Below are 20,977 nucleotides of genomic sequence, written 5' to 3' on the forward strand. Positions count from 1 at the left end.
GGGCGCCCCGTTCCCTTGTACGGTCGGAGGCGGACGAACTCCCCGATTCACCCCCGCATCGGATCCGGAATCCCTCGGTCGCGCCCCCGACCGCGTCCTCACCACGTCTCCGAGCCCTGCGGAACCGCGTGCCGTCCCGTCAGGAGGACACCATGGAGCCCAGCTCGAGGATCAGCACCGAGCGGATCGAGCCCGACATCGTGGTGATCCGCCCCGTCGGCCGGCTCGACCTGTCCACGGCGTGGGAGCTCGAAGCGGTCCTCCAGCGCGCGCTCGAGGCGGGAGAGGTCCGCGTGGTCGTCGACCTGGCGGCGGTCGAGTTCCTCGACTCGTCCGGGCTCGGCGTCCTCGTCGCCGGACTCAAGGAGGCGCGGAAGGCGGGCGGCGAGCTGCGCGTGGCCGCCGCCGGCGAGCAGCCCGCCATGGTGCTCGGCCTGTCCAACCTCGACCGCCTGCTCGGGAGCGCCGAGACCGTCGAGGAGGCCTACCGTGCCTGAGCGCTCCTTCGTCGTGCGCACGCCGCCCGAGGACGGCGTCACCGCCGTCCACGAGGCGCTCGAGGAGCTGTGGCTCGAGGAGCCGGGCGTCGCGCCGGTCGACCGGATGTCGTTCGAGACCGCGCTGGTCGAGCTGACCTCGAACATCGTCCAGCACGCCCGGTCGTACCGGCACATCATCTGCCTGGTCGAGATCCGCGTCGACGCGACCGAGCTGCGCGCCTCGCTCAACGACTCCGCCGAGGAGGCGCCCGCCGAGGTCGCCGACCCCCGCGACATGCCGGACGAGTGGGACGAGGCCGGGCGCGGCATCCCGTTCATCCACGCCCTCGTCACCGAGTTCTCCTACCGCCGTGTCGACGGGCAGAACCTCTGGGCCCTGGCCCGGACCCGCACGTGAGCGAGCCGACCGAGCGCGCCCGCCTCGCCGCGATCGCCGAGCTCGGGATCGGCCTGAGCACCCCCCAGGAGCGCTTCGACAGGATCACCCGCGTCGCCCGCCGGCTCCTGCGCGTCCCCCTCGCCGAGATCAACATCCTCGAGGAGTCGACGCAGTTCACGAAGTCGCCCCAGCGCTCGGCGCGGGCGAGCAGGATGCTGCGCGCCGACTCGATGTGCGACGTCACGGTCCAGCAGGGCGACATCCTCGTCGTCGAGGACGCCACCGCCGATCCGCGGTTCGCCGACCGCGGAGTCGTCACCGGATCCCCTCACGTGCGCTTCTACGCGGGCCGCCCGCTCGTCGTCGGGGACGGCTTCCGCGTCGGCACGATCTGCATCATCGACAGCGAGGTGCGCGGCTTCTCGGAGGAGGAGCGCGAGATCCTCGAGGACCTCGGCCGGTGGGCCGAGCGGGAGCTGCGCGAGATCGCCTTCTCCGGACGCGCGAGCGAGACGCAGGAGCGGCTCCGGCCCCAGCGCCTCGACCTCGGCGAGTGGAGCCTCGACTCGCTGACCACGCCGCTGCACGACGTCGCCGGCGACTACACGGCGTGGCGCCGCAGCGGGGACGACCTCTCTCTCGAGCTGGTCGACGTGATGGGCAAGGGGGTGTCGGCGGCGATCGTCGCCTCCGCGATCCGCTCCGCGTTCCAGGCGCGGCCGGAGCTCCCTCCCGCGGCAGCCGTCGAGGCCGTCAACCGCCAGCTCCTGCCCGACCTGACCGCGACCGGGATGTTCGCGACCGCGCTGATCGCCCGCGTCGACCTCGCGAGCGGCGCCGTCGCGTTCGTGGACAGCGGCCACGGCCTCACCCTCCTGCTGCGCGCCGACGGCACCACGGAGCGGCTCGCCTCCACCGGCGTCCCGCTCGGCATCGCCGCCGACGTCTCCTGGGAGGAGGAGCAGCGCGTGCTCGCCCCCGGCGACGCGCTCTTCTCCTGCAGCGACGGCCTGCTCGACGTCCTCGGCGGGCGCCTCGACGCGCTCGACCGTCTGGCCGAGCTGGTGCGGAGCAACGACGACCCCGCTCTCTTCGAGCGTCTGCATGCTCTCGCAGACGACGCGCACGACGATGTGACAGCGTTGGTGCTGCGGCGCTCGGCAGCGCCCGCCCCCTCCTGATCCTGATCGAAAGGACCTCCCCCATGCCTGGTGCACTCGTCCTCGCCGGCGGCGGCCTCGCCGGAATCGCCTGGGAGCTCGGCGTCCTCCGCGGCCTCGCCGACGCCTCCCCCGAGGCGGCCCGCCTCCTGCTCGATCCGTCGACGACCTTCATCGGCACCTCCGCGGGCTCCGCGGTCGCCGCGCAGCTGAGCACCGGCACCGGCCTCGACGAGTCGTACGAGGCCCAGCTCCAGGAGGAGTCCGCCGAGATCGGAGCGGACGTCGACGGTGAGCGCCTCCAGGCCCTCTTCGCCGCGGCCGTCGAGGGCGCGACCTCGCCCCAGGACGCGCGGCGCCGCATCGGCACCCTCGCGCTCGAGGCCGAGACGCTCCCCGAGGACACGCGCCGGGCCGTCATCTCGGCCCGCGTGGGCGACGCCGACTGGCCCGAGCAGCGTCTGCTCATCACCGCGGTCGACACGGCCACCGGTGAGCTGCGCGTGTTCGACCGCGAGAGCGGTGTCGGCCTCGTCGACGCGATCTCCGCCAGCTGCGCCGTCCCCGGGGTCTGGCCTCCCGTCAGCATCGACGGCGTCCGCTACATGGACGGCGGCGTGCGCTCCGGCAGCAACGCCGACCTCGCCGCGGGAGCCGACTGGGTCCTGATCGTCACTCCGCTGCCGGGAGTCGGCACGCCCGGCGCGGGCCTGATCCCGACCGGCGAGCTCGACGCCCTCGCGGACTCGCGGGTCGAGGTGGTCTACGCCGACGAGGAGTCGGTGCGCGCCTTCGGCCCGAACTCGCTCGACCCGGCCGTCCGCGCCGCCTCCGCCCGGGCCGGACGCGCTCAGGGCGCCCGGCTCGCCTCGCGGATCGCCGCGCTGGTCGGTGCCGCGTAGCCCGTCTCAGCGCCGCACGCTGTAGCGCGTGAAGACGGTGCCGTCGGCGAAGCGGTGCTCCTCGCGCAGGTCGAGGCGCGCGTGGAACCCGCACGGGAGGAAGTGGGTCCCGCCGCCCACCGCCACCGGCACCGTGTAGACCTGCACCTCGTCGACGATCCCGGCGAGCAGCGCGTGCCGGGCGAGGGTCGGCCCGCCGATCGAGACGTCGTGGTCGGCGGCGCTGACCTGCGCGGCGACGACGACCGGGTCGAACCCGCCCTCGACGCGGGTGCGGCGGGTCTCGGCCGACTCCAGTGTCGTCGAGTACACGACCTTGTCGGCCGCCCGCCACATCTCCTGGAAGTCGCGGATGAACGCGAACTCCTCCGCCAGTGCCCAGGTCTGCTCCCACGCGCGCATGACCTCGTACATGCGCCGCCCGTACAGGTACGTGCGCACCCGCCCCTCGCGCTCCGTGATGAAGCGGTGCACGGCGGGTCGCGGCTCCGCCCAGGCGAATCCGCCGTCCGCGTCGTTCACGTAGCCGTCGAGCGACGCGATCGAGCTGTAGATGAGCGCGCCCACGTCGGCCTCTCTCCGTGGCCGGCTTCGGGACCGCCCACGGGCGCGACCGTAGGCCTCCCGCCTCCGTCCGGCAATGTCCGCCGGGGCCTCTGGCGCGGATCGACGGGTCGCCGCTTCTCCTGGTGGCGCTCCCGGCGGTCGGCGCCCCCTCCCGGACCGCGTACCGTGGTCGTGCCGCAGGGAGCGGCCGTGAAGGGTTCGGGATGAAGATCAGCCAGCTGCGCCACTTCGTGGCGGTCGCCGAGGAGCTGCACTTCGTGCGCGCCGCCGAGCGCCTCGGCATCTCGCGGCAGAAGCTCGACTCCTCCGTCGCCGCCGTCGAGCTCGACCTCGGCAAGCCGCTCTTCGAGCCCGGTGCCGCCGCCACGACCCTCACCGCGGCCGGGCGGCAGCGCCTCGCCTCGGCCCGCGAGGAGCTCGCCGCGCTCGGCGACGAGCCGGAGGCGGCCCCGAAGTCGGGAGGCAAGGCCAAGGCCTCCAAGGGGACCGGGCGCGCGCCGATCGTCAAGGGGCAGCCGAAGCCCTACAAGCGCCGCCAGTCCCGCTGACGCGCAGTGTCCGATCGCCGGAGGTGGTGGGCCCTACCGGGCTCGAACCGATGACATCCACGGTGTAAACGTGGCGCTCTACCAACTGAGCTAAAGGCCCCCGTCGCGGGAGCACCCGCGGACGATCGACTCGATCCTACGGCAGGCGGAGCCGCCCCCTGCGGGCACTAGCCTCGGCACATGACCGCCGACAGCGACTCCCGCGCGAGGCGGCGCGCCGAGAGCCGCTGGCCCGCCTCCGCCGCGATCCTGGTGGCCGTCGCCCTGAACGTGGCCGGCCACAGCGCGGACACCTCGATGGTCCGCCTCGTCGCCGCCGGCATCACGCTCGCGCTGCTCGTGCCGCTGTTCGTCGTCAACCCGCACCGGCTCGACAGCGAGACGCGCTGGTCGCGCGGGGTCTCCATCGCCCTGGCGGTCGTGCTCGCCGTGGCGAACCAGGTGAACGTGGTCGCCGTGGTGATCGACCTCGTCGACGGGACGGCCGACGGCCCGCCGCTGCTGCTCACCGCGCTCCAGGTCTGGGTCACCAACGTCGTCGCGTACGCGCTGCTGTTCTGGGAGCTCGACCGCGGCGGTCCGGTCGCCCGCGGAACACTCCCCCGCACCGAGCTGCCGGCGGCAGACTTCGCCTTCCCGCAGGACACCTACCGCGACACCGCGCCCGAGGTCGCCGCGACCTCCTCCGAGCGCGCCGACTGGCGGCCCGGCTTCGTCGACTACCTCTCGGTCTCGACGACGAACACCATGGCGTTCAGCCCGACCGACACGATGCCGCTGTCGAGCCGGATGAAGCTCCTGATGATCGCCGAGGCGTTCACCGGATTCGTCCTGCTGGCCCTCGTGATCTCGCGGGCCGTCAACATCCTCAGCTGACGACCGGGGCGGTCCGCCTCCGGAGGGTCAGACGTGCGCGGGGGCGAGCGCGTCGATCGCGGCGCGGTAGGCGTCGATCGAGCGCGCCTCGCCCGGGGCGGTCATGAACGTGTCCCGGATGACGCCGGCCTTGTCGATCAGGAAGGTCGCGCGGGTCGCGTAGCCCTTCGCCTCGGTGAACACGCCGTACTGCTTGGCGACGTCGCCGTGCGGCCAGAAGTCGGAGAGGAGCGTGAAGTCGTAGCCCTGCTTCTCGCCCCAGGCGCGCAGCGTGTGCTTGGAGTCGACCGAGATGCCGATCAGCTCCACGTCGGCGTGCTCGAAGAGGGAGAGGTTCTCGCGCAGCGCGCAGAACTCGCCCGTGCAGGTGCCGGAGAAGGCGAGGGGGAAGAACACCAGGGCGACGTTGCGCCGCCCGTGGAAGTCGCCCAGCTGGATGCGCTCGCCGTACTGGTTCGCGAGTTCGAAGTCGGGAGCCAGGGTCAGCTTCTCGAGAGCCATCGGTCCGATGTCCTTCCGTGCGCACGAGAGTCGCGCGAGCACGAGGGGCAATGCTAGACCCGCTCCGCGCAGACTCCAAGGAACGGCCCGTCTCCCCCGATCACGGGCCGGTCGACGCGTCCCGTCTGGCGCTCTCCTACAGTCGTCGGCGCCCATTCCTCGTGGATCACCACAGTGCGATTCCAGGTTCGGGGCACGGGAATCGCTAGGCTGACGGAGGTGCCCGCGCGCGGCTCGTCATCCGAGCCCCGGATCCGCGGATCCGCACCGCTTCATGAGAGTGATGTCTCGGGCACGATCTGCCCCCAGAGAGAGGTCGAGGGTGACTGTTAACGATCAGGACCCGTATTCCGTCGGTCACGTGGACTCGGACCCCGAGGAAACGTCGGAGTGGAACGAGTCGCTCGATGCGCTCGTCGAGGAGCGGGGCCGGGGTCGCGGGCGCGACGTCATGCTCAGCCTCCTCAAGCGCTCCAAGGAGCTCCACCTCGGCGTGCCGATGGTGCCCACCACGGACTACATCAACACCATCGCGCCCGAGAACGAGCCCGACTTCCCGGGCGACGAGGACGTCGAGCGCCGCTACCGCGCGTGGATCCGCTGGAACGCGGCCATCCTCGTGCACCGCGCGCAGCGTCCCGGCATCGGGGTCGGCGGCCACATCTCGACGTACGCGTCGAGCGCCTCGCTGTACGAGGTCGGCTTCAACCACTTCTTCCGCGGTCAGGACCACCCGGGCGGCGGCGACCAGGTCTTCATCCAGGGCCACGCCTCCCCCGGCCCGTACGCGCGCGCCTTCCTCGAGGGACGCCTGAGCGAGCACCAGCTCGACGGATTCCGCCAGGAGAAGTCGCACCGGGGCGGCGGGCTCTCCAGCTACCCGCACCCGCGGCTCATGCCGGAGTTCTGGCAGTTCCCGACCGTCTCGATGGGCCTCGGCCCGATCAACGCGATCTACCAGGCGCAGGCGAACAAGTACCTCACCAACCGCGGCATCAAGGACGCCTCCGACCAGCAGGTCTGGGCGTTCCTCGGCGACGGCGAGATGGACGAGGTCGAGTCGCGCGGTCAGCTCCAGGTCGCCGCGAACGACGGCCTCGACAACCTGAACTTCATCGTCAACTGCAACCTCCAGCGCCTCGACGGACCCGTCCGCGGCAACGGCAAGATCGTGCAGGAGCTCGAGTCGTACTTCCGCGGCGCGGGCTGGAACGTCATCAAGCTCATCTGGGGCCGCGAGTGGGACGACCTGCTCGCCCGCGACACCGAGGGCGCGCTGCTCGACCTGATGAACAAGACGCCCGACGGCGACTTCCAGACCTACAAGACGGAGGACGGCGCCTACGTCCGCGAGAACTTCTTCGGCCGCGACCCGCGCGCCAAGAAGCTCGTCGAGGGCTACTCCGACGAGCAGATCTGGGGCCTGCGCCGCGGCGGCCACGACTACCGCAAGATCTACGCGGCCATGAAGGCCGCGACGGAGCACAAGGGCCAGCCCACCGTCATCCTCGCCCACACCATCAAGGGCTACGGTCTCGGCCGCAGCTTCGAGGGCCGCAACGCGACCCACCAGATGAAGAAGATGACGCTGGACAACCTCAAGTCGTTCCGCGACACCATGCGCATCCCGATCACGGACGCGCAGCTCGAGGAGAACCCCTACCTCCCGCCGTACTACCACCCCGGTCAGAACGACGAGGCGATCGAGTACCTGCAGGAGCGCCGCCGCGCGCTCGGCGGCTACCTCCCCGAGCGCCGCTCGAAGTACACGCAGCTGAACCTCCCCGAGGACTCGGCGTACGCGGTCGGCAAGAAGGGCTCCGGGACGCAGGAGATCGCCACCACCATGGCGTTCGTCCGCATCCTGAAGGACATCCTCCGCTCGAAGGACTTCGGCAACCGCGTCGTCCCGATCATCCCGGACGAGGCGCGCACCTTCGGCATGGACGCGTTCTTCCCGAACGCGAAGATCTACAACCCGCGCGGCCAGCACTACACGTCGGTCGACCGCGAGCTCCTCCTGGCCTACAAGGAGAGCCCGCAGGGCCAGATCCTCCACGTCGGCATCAACGAGGCGGGCGCCCTCGCGGCGTTCACCGCGATCGGCACCTCGTACTCGACGCAGGGCGAGCCGCTCATCCCGGTCTACGTCTTCTACTCGATGTTCGGGTTCCAGCGCACGGGCGACGCGATCTGGGCGGCCGGCGACATGATGTCGCGTGGCTTCATGATCGGCGCCACCGCGGGACGCACCACGCTGACCGGCGAGGGCCTCCAGCACGCGGACGGGCACTCCCCGATCCTCGCGGCGACCAACCCCGCCGTCGTGAGCTACGACCCGGCCTACGGGTACGAGATCGCGCACATCGTGCAGTCCGGTCTCGAGCGCATGTACGGCGGGAAGCACACCGACCCGAACGTCATGTACTACATCACGGTCTACAACGAGCCGATCGTGCAGCCGAAGGAGCCGGAGGACGTCGACGTCGAGGGCATCGTCCGCGGCATCCACCGCATCTCCTGGGGTCAGTGGGACGGGCCGAAGGCCCAGCTCCTCGCCTCGGGCGTCGCGGTGCCGTGGGCGATCGAGGCGCAGAAGCTCCTCGCCGAGGACTGGGGCGTCTCGGCGGACGTCTGGTCGGTCACCTCGTGGAACGAGCTGCGCCGCGACGGCATCAAGGCCGAGCAGCACAACTTCCTCCACCCCGAGGACGCCGAGCAGGTGCCGTACGTGACGCAGAAGCTGGCCGACGCGAAGGGCCCCTTCGTCGCCGTCTCGGACTTCTCGCACCAGGTCCCCGACCAGCTGCGCCAGTTCATCCCGGGCGACTTCGCGACGCTCGGCGCGGACGACTTCGGGTTCTCAGACACCCGTGCGGCGGCGCGGCGCTACTTCCAGATCGACGGCCCCTCGGTCGTCGTGCGGACGCTGCAGCTGCTCGCCAAGCGGGGCGAGGTCGACCCCTCGCTCGCCGTCCAGGCGATCGAGAAGTACCGCCTCCTCGACGTCAACGCCGGCACCACCGGCAACGCGGGCGGCGAGAGCTGACGGACGAGTCCGTGCTCTCGCAGGAACCCGCACCGTCGAGTGCGCGGGGTCCTGCTCCTGCGGCGGAGCGTCCGGCCACCCGGCCGGGCGCTCCCCGCACGAAGGAGCAGACCCTCGCCTGGCTGCGCACCCTCGCCGGTGAACTCTCGACGCAGACGATCAAGCGCCTCGAGGACACGCTGCCCTGGTACGGCAGCATGCCCCCCGGTCGGCGCTCGGCGGTCGGCCTCGTCGCCCAGGCCGGCATCACCTCGTTCATCTCGTGGTTCGACGACCCGTCGGCCACGCCGTGGATCGCGGCGGACGTGTTCGGAGCCGCTCCCCGCGAGCTGCTGCGCTCCGTCTCGCTGACGCAGACGCTGCAGCTGATCAAGGTGACGGTCGAGGTCGTCGAGGACCGGATCAAGAACGGCGGGGAGGACCTCCGCGAGGCGATCCTCCTCTACTCGCGCGAGATCGCCTTCGCCGCGGCCGACGTCTACGCGCGCGCCGCCGAGGCCCGAGGCCTCTGGGACGCGCGCCTGGAGGCGCTGGTCGTCGACTCGATCCTCACGGGCGAGGCCGACGACGAGCTGCCCAGCCGGATCGCCGCCCTCGGCTGGCACGGCCACGGCGAGGTCGCCGTCCTGGTGGGCACCGCCCCCAAGATGCTCGACGTCGACCAGCTGCGCCGCACGGCGCGGCACATGGACGCCGACGTGCTGATCGGCGTGCAGGGCAGCCGGCTCGTCCTGGTCATCGGCCGCGCCGAGCCGAGCGAGAACGCCACGGAGGAGACCGGCCCGCCGGTCGCGTTCCTCGAGATCGCGGAGGCGCTCGAGCCCGGCTTCGGGACGGGCCACCTCGTCCTCGGCCACGAGGTGCCGACCCTGGTCGAGGCGTCCCGCAGCGCCCGCGCGGCACTCGCCGGCTTCGCGGTCGCCCGCTCCTGGCGGAACGCGCCGCGACCGGTCAACGCCGACGACCTCCTTCCCGAGCGCGCCCTCGCGGGCGACCCGCTCGCCCGCCAGAGCCTCATCACGCAGATCTACCGGCCCCTGCAGAAGCACTCGACCGAGCTGCTGACCACGCTGTGGGCCTACCTCGACAACGGCCGCTCCCTCGAGGCGACCGCCCGCGAGCTGTTCGTGCACCCGAACACGGTGCGCTACCGCCTCAAGCGGGTCGCCGAGGTGATCGGCTGGGACGCGACGGGCGCCCGCGAGGCGCTCATCCTCCAGTCCGCCCTCATCCTCGGCTCCATGAGCGACCCGGACGGCGCCGTCCGCCGGAAGCCGTCCCGCCGCTGAGGCCGTCTGCTCGCCGAACCCCTCCCGCCCCTGAACACTTGTAGACCCGCGACAAGCTCTTTGTGCTTTGTCAGTGGCTCCACGCGCCGCACGTGCGAGCGCAGATCGGAAGACTGGATACCGTGATCGTCGTCGTCGCCCCGGGTCAGGGCTCCCAGACCCCCGGATTCCTCGCCCCCTGGCTCGAGATCCCCTCCGTGGCCGAGCAGGTCGCCGCGCACTCGGAGGCGGTCGGCATCGACCTCGCCGCGCACGGCACCGTCTCGGACGCGGACACCATCCGCGACACCGCGGTCGCCCAGCCCCTGATCGTCTCCGCGGGACTCGTGAGCCTCGCCGCCCTCCTCGAGGGCGGACGGCGCGAGCGCATCGCGGGCATCGCCGGCCACTCCGTCGGCGAGATCACCGCGGCCGCCGGAGCCGGGGTCCTCACCGAGGCCGACGCGCTGGTGTTCGTCCGCGAGCGCGCCCGTGCCATGGCCGCTGCGGCCGCCGCCGAGCCGACCGCGATGAGCGCGGTCCTCGGCGGCGACGAGCAGGCCCTGATCGCCCGTCTCGACGAGCTCGGCCTCGAGCCGGCCAACTACAACGGCGGCGGGCAGATCGTCGTCGCCGGCGCGGTCGACGCGCTCGAGGCGCTCAAGGCGGAGCCGCTCCGCGGGACCCGCGTGATCCCCCTGCAGGTGGCCGGCGCCTTCCACACCCGCTACATGGCGCCCGCCCGCGACTCCCTCGCCGGCGTCGCCGCCGGGCTGACCCCCTCCGACCCGACGCTCCGTCTCTGGACGAACCGCGACGGGTCGGTCGTCGACTCCGGTGCCGCGTTCCTCGAGCTGCTCGTCGGCCAGGTCGCCTCCCCCGTCCGCTGGGACCTCTGCATGGCGGCCTTCGCCGACGCGGGCGTCACCGGGATCATCGAGCTGGCACCCGCCGGCGCGCTGGTCGGCCTCGCCAAGCGCGGCCTCAAGGGCGTGCCGAGCATCGCCATCACGACCCCCGACGACGTGGACGCCGCCCGCGCCTTCCTCGACGAGCACGCCGCCTAGCAGGAGAGACCCCATGACGACCCCTTCCCTCACCCAGTCCAGCGGCAGCGCGTACACCCGGATCCTCGGCATCGGCGCGGCCCGAGGCGACCTCGTCGTCCCGAACGACGACCTGATCGAGCCGATCAACTCCTCCGACGAGTGGATCCGCCAGCGCACCGGCATCATCGAGCGCCGCCGGGCCTCCGCCGACATCCACGCGGTCGACCTCGCGACCACCGCCTCCCTCGAGGCGATCGAGAAGGCGGGCATCCGCCCGGACCAGATCGGCGTCGTGCTCGTCTCCACGATCAGCAACACCGTGCAGACCCCGTCGCTGGCTGCGCTCCTCGCGGACCGCATCGGGGCGAACCCCGCCCCGGCGTACGACATCTCGGCAGCCTGCGCCGGCTACACCTACGGCATCGCCCAGGCCGATTCCTTCATCCGCTCCGGCCTGGCCGAGTACGTGCTCGTCGTCGGAGCCGAGAAGCTGTCCGAGCTGGTCAAGTCGACCGACCGCAGCATCTCCTTCCTCCTGGGCGACGGCGCGGGCGCCGCGGTCGTCGGCCCCAGCGACACCGCCGGCATCTCGAAGACCGTCTGGGGATCCGACGGCTCCAAGTGGGACACCGTCGGCATGGACAACCCGCTCGCGGCCTACCGCGACGGCACCGCCGAATGGCCCACCCTCCGCCAGGACGGCCCGTCGGTCTTCCGCTGGGCGGTCTGGGAGATGGCCAAGGTCGCCAAGCAGGCGCTCGCGGAGGCGGGCGTCCAGCCCGAGGACCTCGCCGCGTTCATCCCCCACCAGGCGAACATGCGCATCATCGACGAGCTCGCGAAGCAGCTGAAGCTCCCCGAGACCGTCGCTATCGGCCGCGACATCGAGACCACCGGCAACACCTCCGCCGCGTCGATCCCGCTCGCCACCCACCGCCTGCTCGAGGAGCACCCGGAGCTGCACGGCGGACTCGCGCTGCAGATCGGCTTCGGCGCCGGACTGGTGTTCGGCGCGCAGGTCGTGGTGCTCCCGTGACCGGCGCGACCCCACCCCTAAACTGACCTACGGTCACTGACGAACACCCGAAGAACCCCCAAGGAGAGAACCATGGCACTGTCCAACGAAGAAGTCCTCGCCGGCCTGGCCGAGCTTGTCAACGACGAGACGGGCATCGCCACCGACTCCGTCGAGATGGACAAGTCGTTCACCGACGACCTCGACATCGACTCCATCTCGATGATGACCATCGTCGTCAACGCCGAGGAGAAGTTCGACGTGAAGATCCCCGACGACGAGGTCAAGAACCTCAAGACGGTCGGCGACGCGGTCCGCTTCATCGTCAAGGCGTCCGAGTAGTCGTCGCCCGCGCACCCCGTCCTCGTGGCGGACACCCCGGCCGGCGACCGTCGGCCGGGGTGAGCCCGGCACCCACCCACACGGAACAGAGAAGCTCGTCATGACCAAGAAGATCGTCGTCACCGGAATCGGTGCCAGCACTCCCCTCGGCGGGACCGCCCGGGAGTCCTGGAACGCACTCCTCGCCGGCGAATCAGGCGTCCGCTCCCTCGAGCAGGACTGGGTCGCTCAGTACGACATCCCGGTCACCTTCGCCGCCCAGGCCAAGGTCCGCCCGGAGGAGGTGCTCTCCCGCCCCGAGGCGAAGCGCCTCGACCCCTCCAGCCAGTTCGCGCTCATCTCGGCCCGCGAGGCCTGGGCCGACTCCGGCATCACCGACGTCGACCCGCTCCGCGTGGGCGTCGACTACTCGACCGGCATCGGCGGCCTCTGGACCCTCGTCGACGCGTGGGACACCCTCCGCGAGCGCGGACCCCGCCGGGTCCTCCCGATGACCATCCCGATGCTCATGCCCAACGCGGCCGCCGCCGCCATCAGCATGGCCATCCCCTCCCGCGCCTACGCCCGCACCGACGTGTCGGCGTGCGCCTCCAGCACCGAGGCCCTCGCGAACGCCTACGAGCACATGCAGCTCGGCCTCGCCGACGTGGTCGTCGCCGGCGGCACGGAGTCGGTCGTCCACCCGCTCCCGATCGCCGCCTTCGCGTCGATGCAGGCCCTCTCGCGCCGCAACGACGACCCGACGACGGCCTCACGCCCCTACGACGTCTCCCGCGACGGCTTCGTCCTCGGAGAAGGCGCCGCGACGCTCATCCTCGAGACCGAGGAGCACGCCCTCGCCCGCGGAGCCCGCATCTACGCGGAGCTCGCCGGCGGCGCCGTCACCAGCGACTCGTACCACATCACGGCGCCGGACCCCGAGGGCTCCGCCGCCGCCCGTGCCATGATCGGCGCCCTCGAGCAGGCCGGAGCCGCGCTCACCGACGTCACCCACGTCAACGCTCACGCGACGAGCACCCCGGTCGGCGACATCGCCGAGTACCGCGCCCTGCTGCGCGTCTTCGGCGACCACCTCCCGAACATCGCCGTCTCCGCGACCAAGGCGTCCACCGGCCACCTCCTCGGCGGCACCGGCGCGCTCGAGGCCATCTTCACCGTGCTCGCCCTCCACGAGCGCACCGCACCCCCCACCATCAACCTCTTCGAGCAGGACCCCCAGATCCCCCTCGACGTCGTCACCAGCCCCCGCGCCCTCGGCGACGGACCGCTGGTCGCCATCTCGAACTCGTTCGGGTTCGGGGGGCACAATGCTGTTGCCGCTTTCCGGACGGTGTAGCGGGGCGTAGCCCCGCTCCACCGTGCGGAAAGCGGGCTGCGCCGCTCCTTGCGCGGCGCAGGCGCGTCCGCTGGGGAGGGGGGCGGGGTTTCCGAGGGCCGGTGCGGTGCGGCGACGGTGATCCGCTGGAACGCGGATTCCCGGATACGCCTCGTGCCGCGAGGGATCTGCGCCGCCGTCCGGTGCGGGCTGGTGAGCACGCCGTGCTGGTGGGGAGCGCGGGCTTCGCCGCGGCTCGGGTCGGATGATCGGATCAACGAAGCAGTCCGGGTGGGAGCGCGGGCTTCGCCGCGACTCGGGTCGGACGCTCGGATCAGGGCGGCTGCGCTCGTGGGGAGCGTGCGCCACGCCACGCCACGACTCGAGCCGTCGGCGTCGTGCGCGACCGAGGTGCGGGCGGGTCCACGAGTCTTCCAACGCCCTCCGCCGGAACGCGGTGCTCCGCCGACCGTCTGGTCGACGTGCGCAGCGAGCGGCAACCGCGAGGTGACGACGCGACTTCGAGGCGGGCCTCTGCCGGAACGCGGGTCCGCTGGCCGCCTGGTTCAGGGGTGCGGGAGCGAGCGGCCCCCGCGAGGCGTATCCGCCGATCCGCGTGCCAGCGGATCGGCGTCGCCGGACGCCGGCCGCTCCGCGGAACCCGACCACCTCCCCGAGCCGACTGCGCGACGCCGCGCGAGGAGCGGCGTCGAACGAGCTCAGCCGACCCCGTGCATCCAGACGACGGGGGCGAAGTCGCCGCCGTAGCGGAAGGGCTCGAGCTCGTCCTCCCAGGCCTGGCCGAGGGCGAGGCGCAGCTCGCGGTGCAGCTCGATGGGGTCGGCGCCGGCGAGCTCCATGGCGGAGCGGATGCGGTCCTCGGGCACGACGGTGTTGCCCGCGCTGTCGGTCTGCGCGTAGAAGATGCCGAGCTCGGGCGTGTGCATCCAGCGGCCGCCGTCGACACCGGGCGAGGGCTCCTCGGTGACCTCGTAGCGGACGTCGGCCCAGCCGCGGAGAGCGGACGCGATGACGGCACCGGTTCCGACCGGGCCCTCCCAGGCGAACTCGGCGCGCAGTGTGCTGCGGAGCACGGGCTGCTCGATCCAGGCGAAGTTCACGGCACGACCAAGAGCGCGACCTGTCCCCCACTCGAGGTGGGGGCAGAGCGCGCGGGGGGCGGAGTGCACGAAGAGCACACCCCGAGTCTGCTGCGCCACCATGGTGCCCTCCGTTCGTCCCGGTGCGTCTTCCCCAACGACCCGGACCACGGAACACTCTGCGGTGCGCCTTCTTCGATTATGACGGTGGACGTGCCACCACGCCCGATCATGCAGGAGCGGCGGACCTCCGTCAAGGCGGCTCGCCGCGCCTGCTCGACCGGCCGCGGGCGGCTCCTGCCTATACTCGGGGTCGTCCGCGCCGCCGGACGCCGCACACCGCCAGACGCCCGCCGGGAGGAGCACCGTGTCCGTCCGCGACGGCCTGCTCGCCCTGCTCACGCTCGGCCCCGCCTACGGCCTCCAGCTGCACGCCGAGCTCCTCGACCGTGCCGCGCACCGGCCCCGGGTCAACGTCGGCCAGATCTACTCGACGCTCGAGCGCCTGCGCGAGCGGGGCCTCGCCGTCTCGGCCGGGTCCACCGACGACGGCCTCCCCCTGCACGCGCTCACCGACGAGGGCCGCGCGGAGGCGGCCGCCTGGCTGACGGGTGACGGAGCGTCCCCGGAGGAGGACTGGGACGACGTCCTCGACCGGGTGCTGCTGGCCTCGAGCCTGTCCGGCGCCGACCTCGCCGCCGTCCTCGACGCGTACGAGAGCTCGCTGCCCGCCACCGCCGACGAGCAGGCGGAGGAGGAGGAGGACGCGCACCCGCAGCGCCGCCTCGCCGCGATCGCCGCCCGCGTGCGGGAGGAGGCCCTGCGGCGCCTCCTCGAGGCGGCCCGCGACGAGCTCACGGGCGACGGGCCGGGACGGGGCGTCCGCGGATACGCTCTCGAGCGTCCCCGCCGGGGCCGTCGAGCCTCGAGCTAGGACGAGACAGGCGCGGGTGCCGTCGCCTAGGGTGGTTCGCATGTCCCGCACCCCCCTCGGTCTCCGCGTCCCCTCCCGGGCGCGCCGGCGCCTCGTCGCCGCCGGAGCGGGCACGGTCCTCGTCCTGTGCGCCGCCCTCGCCGCCCCGCTCTCCGCGTCCGCCGCCTACGACCCGTCCGACTACCCCTCGTGGTCCGATGTCGAGGCCGCGAAGTCGAGCGAGAGCGCCACCGCCGCCGAGGTCGACCGCATCACCGCCTTCCTCGCGGACCTGCGCGACCAGGCCGCCGCCCTCACCGACGCCGCCATCAGCCGGGCCGCCGAGGCGGACGCCGCGCAGAGCGCTCTCGACGAGGCGACCCAGCGCGTGAGCGCCCTGGAGGAGCGCGCCTCCGCCGCCCGCTCGGACGCCGACGCAGCGAAGGAGCAGGCCGGCCGTCTCGCCGCGCAGCTCTACCGCAACGGCGGGACCGATGCGACGCTCAACCTCCTCATCGGCGGCGACGAGTCGAGCGAGCTGCTCTACCGCCTCGGCACCATGACGCAGCTCACCCAGCAGACCAGCCGGCTCCAGACCGCGGCGCAGTCGACCGAGAACCAGGCCGTCTCCCTCGCCGCTCAGGCCGAGCAGGCCCGGGGCGAGCGCGTCTCCCTCGCCACCGCCGCGGCCGACGCGCTCTCGGCCGCCCGCTCCGCGCAGGCCGAGGCCGACGCCAAGGTCGCCGACCAGGAGAAGTACAGCCAGGAGCTCTACACCCAGCTCGCCTCGCTCAAGAACACCACCGCCGAGATCGAGCGGGAGTACGCCGACGGCCAGGACGCGAAGTCGGCCTTCGAGGAGCAGCAGCGCCTCTCCCGCCTCGCCGCCGAGGCCGAGGCCGCCCGCCAGCGCGCCGCGTCGGCTCCCGCCGCGGCCGCTGCTCCGGCAGCGCCCTCCAACAGCGGAGGTGGCGGAGGCGGCCCGGTCGAACTCGGCGACGACGACCCGACCGGCGCGCGCAACAGCTCCGCCAAGACCATCGCCGCCCTCGGCACCTACGCCGGACGCACGGACGGCCTCTCCCCCGCGCAGGCCCAGGCCTACGCCCGCACCGCTGTCGGCCGCTTCGGCTGGGGCGCCGACCAGGTCGACCGGTGCCTCATCCCGCTGTGGAACGGCGAGTCGGGGTGGCGCTGGAACGCGCTGAACCGCTCCTCCGGCGCCTACGGCATCCCGCAGGCCCTCCCGGCGAGCAAGATGGCCAACTCGGGAGCCGACTACCAGACGAACGCGGCGACGCAGGTCGACTGGGGGCTCTCGTACATCAAGAGCGCCTACGGCTCGCCCTGCAACGCGTGGTCGAGCTGGAACAACCGCTCGCCGCACTGGTACTGATCCCGCGTCTCACTTCGCCTGGTCGTAGGAGTCGACGACGGCGACGGTGACCGGGAAGTCGACCTCGCCCTCTCCGAAGAGCGAGCGTCCGGCGCGCACCGCCGCCTCGCGGACGATCGCGGCGACCCGCTCGCCGACGTCGGCGGGAGCGTGCACGATCACCTCGTCGTGCAGGAAGTAGACGAGGTGCGCCCGGCCGACCGCGCCGCTCTCGGCGCGCAGTCGCGCCCGCAGCTCGCCCATCCAGCAGAGCGCCCACTCGGCCGCGGTCCCCTGCACCACGAAGTTGCGGGTGAAGCGTCCCCACTCGCGCGCTCGCGCCGCATCCGCCGAGAGCCCCTCGGGTCCGGGAGGCGAGCTGCGCCCGAGCCACGTCGAGACGCTCTCGCCGCGCTCCCCCGCCCGAGCCGCCGCCTCGACGTGCGCGACCGAGCGCGGGTAGGCACGGGCGAGCCTCGGGAGCAGCCGCCCGGCCTCGCCGCTCGTCGCCCCGTACATCGCCCCCAGCATCGCGACCTTCGCCCTCGGCCGGTCGGGGACCACTCCGGCGTCGACGATGCCCTGGTAGAGGTCGCGGCCCCGCCCGGCGGCGGCCATGGCCGAGTCGCCCGAGAGCGCGGCGAGGATGCGCGGCTCGAGCTGCGCGGCATCCGCGACCACGAGGCTCCAGCCCTGATCCGCGGTGACCGCGGCGCGGATCTGCCGCGGCAGCTGCAGCGCCCCTCCGCCCGAGGTCGCCCAGCGGCCTGTGACGACGCCGCCCACCACGTACTCCGGCCGGAACCGGCCGTCGCGCACCCACGCGTCGAGCCAGGCCCAGCCGTTGGCGGTGAGCAGCCGGGAGAGCTTCTTGTACTCCAGGAGGGGCGGCACCGCGGGGTGCTCGAGGGACTGCAGCTCCCAGGAGCGCGTCGACTCGACCGGCAGCCCCGCGCGCCGCAGCGCCTTGAGGAGCTCGGCCGGCGAGTCGGGATTGAGCTCGGGCGCGCCGAGCTCGTCGCGCAGACGGACGGCCAGCGCCTCCAGCAGGGCCGGGCGGCCGCCGAAGAGCGGACGGGGGCCGAGCATCCCGGTGAGCACCCGGTCGTGCACATCGGCGCGCCACGGCAGCCCCGCGTGGGCGATCTCGCGAGCGATCAGGGCGCCGACGGACTCGGCGGCGAGCAGCAGGCGGAGCCGGCCGGCCTCGGCGGCGCCGGAGAGCGCCTCCTCCTGCCGGGCCAGCTCGAGGACGGGGTCGAGCTCGTCGGAGCCGCCCGCCGCCTCCTCGAACCCGATCAGCGTGTCCTGCGCGGCGGGGGCCGCGGCTCCCGCGTCCCACGGGTCGAGGGGCGAGCGCGCGAGAGCCGATGCGGCGGCGGAGACCGAGCGGCGGAGGATCGCGCGGGCCAGCCGGAGGTCGTGGCACCGGGCGACGACCACGCCGGCCGACAGCAGTGCGGGGTACCAGCGCGCGGTGTCGTCCCAGACCCAGCGCGGGCGCTTCGGCTCCCGCTCCCGGACGAACGCCGCCAGCTCGGCCGGGCCCCGGCCGCTCCCGGCCTCGGCGCCGCCGACGGGGTCGACCGCCCGCCACGCCCCCGTGGGGCCGCCGACGAGTGCGAGGAGCATCGGGCCATTCTCCCCCGTGGCGGACACGGAGGCCGCCGTCGCGGGGACGGCCGGGCCCCCTCTCGCTGAAGGAGTCACGGCGACGGCCGCGAGGGCGGGTAGCCGGGGAAGGGCTTCTCCTGCGCCGTCGGCGGCTGATGGGCCCACAGGGCGGCCGCGATGGTGTCCATCGAGCGGGAGTAGCCCACGAGCGTCCGCCTCTCCGGCTCCGCCGCCCAGGTCACCGCGCGGAACCAGGTCTCGCGGTACGGGCCGGTCTCGATGCGGCGCACCAGGCCGATCCGGCCGGTGCGCAGGGCGTCGACCATCACCCACTCGTCCTGCCCGCTGCTGCGCAGCATCTGGAGCGGACTCCACTCGATCATCGCGCCTCCCACCGGTCGATCCGCGGCCGTGGCGAGCACGAGCGCCGCGGCGTACACTCGCAGACTATCGAACACATGTTCGAACGGCCAACCGGGTCCGGCGAGTGAACGGGAGCGCGACGATGGCGGTGATCGACGAGACGGCGCTGGTCTCGACCGACGGCGAGGGAGTGCCGATCGCGCTCGAGTGGCGGGGCGGGAGCTACCGGGTGACCGACCGGCCGACGGTGTGGACCTGCACGAGCGAGTGGTGGGCGCCCCTCGAGGGGTTCCCGCCGACGTTCGGGCGCACCCCGGTGAGCATCGGCGGCTGGCGCTTCCAGGCGACGGACCTCGCGACCGGCGGAGCGTTCGTGCTCGACGTGGTCGCGTCGACGGAGCCGCAGTGGAGCGTGGTGCGGATCTACGAGTAGTGCCGGCGCGAGGCCGGCCGGGCGGCTACTTGTCGGCCGACCAGGGCGCCCGCGTCATGGCGATGAGAGCCGCGACTCCGGAGACGAGGCCGACACCGGCGATGGCGGACACGACGAGCCAGAGAACGAGTTCCATGCCGCCAGTCTACCGAGCCCCGGAGCGGATCCTCTCCGCCCCGCTTCCATCCCCCGGCTATGGAATAGCCTGGGCAGAGTGACCGACGCCCCCACCCGCGCGAGTGTCGGACTGCGCTCGGAGCGCGGCCCGATCCTGCTGTCCCTGATGATCTCGACCGCTCTGGTCGCCCTCGACGCCACGATCCTCTCGACGGCCGTGCCGTCCATCGTCGCCGACCTGGGGGGCTTCGAGCAGTTCCCCTGGCTGTTCTCGATCTACCTGCTGGCCCAGGCCGTCTCGGTCCCCCTCTACGGCAAGCTCGCCGACGTGATCGGGCGCAAGCCCATCATGCTGATCGGCATCGCCCTGTTCCTGGTCGGCTCGCTCGAGTGCGGCCTCGCCTGGAGCATGCCCGCGCTGATCGCGTTCCGAGCCCTGCAGGGCCTGGGGGCCGGAGCGATCCAGCCGATGGGCATCACCATCGCCGGCGACATCTACACGGTCGCCGAGCGTGCGAAGACCCAGGGCTACCTCGCGAGCGTCTGGGGCATCTCCTCGGTCGTCGGGCCGACCCTCGGCGGCGTGCTCTCGGACCTGGGCGCCTGGCGCGGCATCTTCCTCGTCAACATCCCCCTGTGCCTCCTGGCGGCGTTCCTCCTGATCCGCAGCTTCCGCGAGACCACGCGGGGCGAGAAGCAGCGGATCGACGTGGCGGGCGCCTCCGTGCTCGCCGTGGGCACCGCGCTGCTCATCCTCGGGCTGCTCGAGGGCGGCAGCGCCTGGCCGTGGCTCTCCCCCGCCGGAGTCGGCGTGTTCGTCGTCTCGGCCCTCGCGTTCGCCGGCTTCGTCGCGATCGAGCGGCGCGCGGCCGCCCCGGTGCTCCCCCTCTGGGTCCTCACGCGGCGCGTGCTGATCTCGACCAGCCTGGTCTCGGTGACCGTCGGCGCGATCACGCTCGGCGTCACCTCGTACTTCCCGACCTTCGCGCAGGGCGTGCTCGGCAGCTCCGCCCTCGGCGCGGGCTTCGCCGTCGCGGCGATGACGCTCGGCTGGCCGGTCGCGGCGAGCCTGTCGGGCCGGCTCTACCTGCGCATCGGCTTCCGCAACACGGGCTTCCTCGGAGCGGGGCTCGTCGTGATCGGCACGGCGCTGACCGTCCTGCTCGGCGCCTCCTCGACGCTGTGGGAGATCGCCGGCTTCTGCGTGCTGATCGGCGCCGGCATGGGGCTCGTGGCGACTCCGACGCTGATCCGGGCGCAGTCGAGCGTCGACTGGAACGAGCGCGGAGTGGTCTCCTCGACCAACTTCTTCGCCCGCAACATCGGCAGCGCCGTCGCCGTGGCCGTGTTCGGCGCGATCGTGAACGCGAAGGCGGGCGGCGGCGTCCCCGCACCGGCGGACCTCGCCGAGGGCACCCGCTTCGTCTGCATCGCGCTCACGGTCCTCGCCGTGGGCATGCTCGCCGCGGTCTGGGCGATGCCGAAGGAGGGGCGCACCGCGCCCGGAGAGGATCGGGCGGCGGAGGCCGAGCCCGACGCGGCCCGGCCGGACGCGGCCCAGCCCTAGCCGTCAGGCGGCGCCGTCGGTTCT

General features: G+C 72.8%; 21 protein-coding genes and 1 tRNA gene. 16 read left to right on the forward strand and 6 right to left on the reverse strand.

Annotated features, from left to right (window positions below):
* The first annotated feature begins 152 nt into the window (after window positions 1–152).
* The 4 genes from GSU40_RS09350 to GSU40_RS09365 are packed head-to-tail and all read left to right on the forward strand — an operon-like array spanning window position 153 to window position 2,941.
* The gene (locus GSU40_RS09350; protein ID WP_104223474.1) at window positions 153–497 is read left to right on the forward strand and encodes an STAS domain-containing protein; all 345 of its coding nucleotides are present in this window, start codon (window positions 153–155) and stop codon (window positions 495–497) included.
* Window positions 490–897: an ATP-binding protein gene (locus tag GSU40_RS09355; protein WP_104223473.1), complete on the forward strand. Its 408-nt coding sequence runs from the start codon at window positions 490–492 to the stop codon at window positions 895–897. Before GSU40_RS09350 ends, GSU40_RS09355 begins: the two co-directional genes overlap by 8 nt.
* Window positions 894–2,060: a GAF domain-containing SpoIIE family protein phosphatase gene (locus GSU40_RS09360; RefSeq protein ID WP_160034723.1), complete on the forward strand. Its 1,167-nt coding sequence runs from the start codon at window positions 894–896 to the stop codon at window positions 2,058–2,060. Before GSU40_RS09355 ends, GSU40_RS09360 begins: the two co-directional genes overlap by 4 nt.
* A 23-nt stretch (window positions 2,061–2,083) precedes the next feature.
* Window positions 2,084–2,941, forward strand: a complete 858-nt coding sequence (locus GSU40_RS09365) for a patatin-like phospholipase family protein (RefSeq protein ID WP_104260987.1) — start codon at window positions 2,084–2,086, stop codon at window positions 2,939–2,941.
* A gap of 6 nt (window positions 2,942–2,947) precedes the next feature.
* Here the strand turns inward: GSU40_RS09365 and GSU40_RS09370 are convergent, their stop codons facing one another.
* Complete coding sequence (locus GSU40_RS09370; protein ID WP_104226668.1) at window positions 2,948–3,508, reverse strand: dihydrofolate reductase family protein; 561 nt, start codon at window positions 3,506–3,508, stop codon at window positions 2,948–2,950.
* Window positions 3,509–3,711: 203 nt separating this feature from the next.
* On the opposite strand from GSU40_RS09370, the gene GSU40_RS09375 reads away from it, so the two are divergent.
* Complete coding sequence (locus GSU40_RS09375) at window positions 3,712–4,056, forward strand: LysR family transcriptional regulator (RefSeq protein ID WP_104223469.1); 345 nt, start codon at window positions 3,712–3,714, stop codon at window positions 4,054–4,056.
* 24 nt (window positions 4,057–4,080) lie between these two features.
* Here the strand turns inward: GSU40_RS09375 and GSU40_RS09380 are convergent.
* Window positions 4,081–4,156: transfer RNA gene (locus GSU40_RS09380), tRNA-Val, on the reverse strand.
* 80 nt (window positions 4,157–4,236) lie between these two features.
* Here GSU40_RS09380 and GSU40_RS09385 point away from each other — a divergent pair.
* On the forward strand, window positions 4,237–4,932 hold the full coding sequence (locus GSU40_RS09385) for a hypothetical protein (protein ID WP_104269255.1): 696 nt from the start codon (window positions 4,237–4,239) through the stop codon (window positions 4,930–4,932).
* A gap of 27 nt (window positions 4,933–4,959) precedes the next feature.
* On the opposite strand, the gene GSU40_RS09390 is transcribed toward GSU40_RS09385, so the two are convergent.
* Window positions 4,960–5,433, reverse strand: a complete 474-nt coding sequence (locus GSU40_RS09390; RefSeq protein WP_104223507.1) for a peroxiredoxin — start codon at window positions 5,431–5,433, stop codon at window positions 4,960–4,962.
* A gap of 322 nt (window positions 5,434–5,755) precedes the next feature.
* Between GSU40_RS09390 and aceE the strand changes: the two genes are divergently transcribed.
* The 6 genes from aceE to GSU40_RS09420 all read left to right on the forward strand — a co-directional run bounded on the left by aceE (window position 5,756) and on the right by GSU40_RS09420 (window position 13,492).
* On the forward strand, window positions 5,756–8,482 hold the full coding sequence (gene aceE, locus GSU40_RS09395) for a pyruvate dehydrogenase (acetyl-transferring), homodimeric type (RefSeq protein WP_104247522.1): 2,727 nt from the start codon (window positions 5,756–5,758) through the stop codon (window positions 8,480–8,482).
* A 122-nt stretch (window positions 8,483–8,604) separates the two neighbouring features.
* Window positions 8,605–9,771 (forward strand): helix-turn-helix domain-containing protein, encoded by a 1,167-nt coding sequence (locus tag GSU40_RS09400; RefSeq protein ID WP_181027189.1) that lies wholly within the window; start codon window positions 8,605–8,607, stop codon window positions 9,769–9,771.
* A 122-nt stretch (window positions 9,772–9,893) separates the two neighbouring features.
* Window positions 9,894–10,817 (forward strand): ACP S-malonyltransferase, encoded by a 924-nt coding sequence (locus GSU40_RS09405; RefSeq protein ID WP_104226672.1) that lies wholly within the window; start codon window positions 9,894–9,896, stop codon window positions 10,815–10,817.
* A 13-nt stretch (window positions 10,818–10,830) separates the two neighbouring features.
* A complete protein-coding gene (locus GSU40_RS09410; protein ID WP_104223464.1) occupies window positions 10,831–11,835 on the forward strand; it encodes a beta-ketoacyl-ACP synthase III in 1,005 nt (334 codons plus the stop codon).
* A gap of 72 nt (window positions 11,836–11,907) precedes the next feature.
* Window positions 11,908–12,156 (forward strand): acyl carrier protein, encoded by a 249-nt coding sequence (locus GSU40_RS09415; RefSeq protein WP_104223463.1) that lies wholly within the window; start codon window positions 11,908–11,910, stop codon window positions 12,154–12,156.
* Window positions 12,157–12,256: 100 nt separating this feature from the next.
* Window positions 12,257–13,492 (forward strand): beta-ketoacyl-ACP synthase II, encoded by a 1,236-nt coding sequence (locus tag GSU40_RS09420; RefSeq protein ID WP_159939323.1) that lies wholly within the window; start codon window positions 12,257–12,259, stop codon window positions 13,490–13,492.
* Between the two features lie 698 nt (window positions 13,493–14,190).
* Here GSU40_RS09420 and GSU40_RS09425 read toward each other — a convergent pair.
* Window positions 14,191–14,694, reverse strand: coding sequence for a DUF3145 domain-containing protein (locus GSU40_RS09425; RefSeq protein ID WP_104226674.1), 504 nt, complete (start codon window positions 14,692–14,694; stop codon window positions 14,191–14,193).
* 244 nt (window positions 14,695–14,938) lie between these two features.
* Here GSU40_RS09425 and GSU40_RS09430 point away from each other — a divergent pair, with 244 nt between their 5' ends.
* Together GSU40_RS09430 and GSU40_RS09435 are read left to right on the forward strand one after the other, a co-directional pair.
* Window positions 14,939–15,505: a PadR family transcriptional regulator gene (locus GSU40_RS09430; RefSeq protein WP_160034726.1), complete on the forward strand. Its 567-nt coding sequence runs from the start codon at window positions 14,939–14,941 to the stop codon at window positions 15,503–15,505.
* Window positions 15,506–15,545: 40 nt separating this feature from the next.
* Entirely contained in the window at window positions 15,546–16,880 is a 1,335-nt protein-coding gene (locus tag GSU40_RS09435; RefSeq protein ID WP_104267569.1) for a hypothetical protein, read from the forward strand.
* A 9-nt stretch (window positions 16,881–16,889) separates the two neighbouring features.
* Here the strand turns inward: GSU40_RS09435 and GSU40_RS09440 are convergent, their stop codons facing one another.
* Window positions 16,890–18,491, reverse strand: a complete 1,602-nt coding sequence (locus tag GSU40_RS09440; RefSeq protein WP_160034728.1) for a bifunctional 3'-5' exonuclease/DNA polymerase — start codon at window positions 18,489–18,491, stop codon at window positions 16,890–16,892.
* 74 nt (window positions 18,492–18,565) lie between these two features.
* On the reverse strand, window positions 18,566–18,856 hold the full coding sequence (locus GSU40_RS09445; protein WP_146076962.1) for a hypothetical protein: 291 nt from the start codon (window positions 18,854–18,856) through the stop codon (window positions 18,566–18,568).
* Window positions 18,857–18,978: 122 nt separating this feature from the next.
* Between GSU40_RS09445 and GSU40_RS09450 the strand changes: the two genes are divergently transcribed.
* The gene (locus tag GSU40_RS09450; RefSeq protein ID WP_104223457.1) at window positions 18,979–19,269 is read left to right on the forward strand and encodes a hypothetical protein; all 291 of its coding nucleotides are present in this window, start codon (window positions 18,979–18,981) and stop codon (window positions 19,267–19,269) included.
* 283 nt (window positions 19,270–19,552) lie between these two features.
* A complete protein-coding gene (locus GSU40_RS09455) occupies window positions 19,553–20,953 on the forward strand; it encodes an MDR family MFS transporter (RefSeq protein ID WP_160036201.1) in 1,401 nt (466 codons plus the stop codon).
* The last annotated feature ends 24 nt before the right edge of the window (window positions 20,954–20,977 follow it).

This window comes from Rathayibacter sp. VKM Ac-2805, from assembly GCF_009834265.1.
Lineage (GTDB): Bacteria > Actinomycetota > Actinomycetes > Actinomycetales > Microbacteriaceae > Rathayibacter.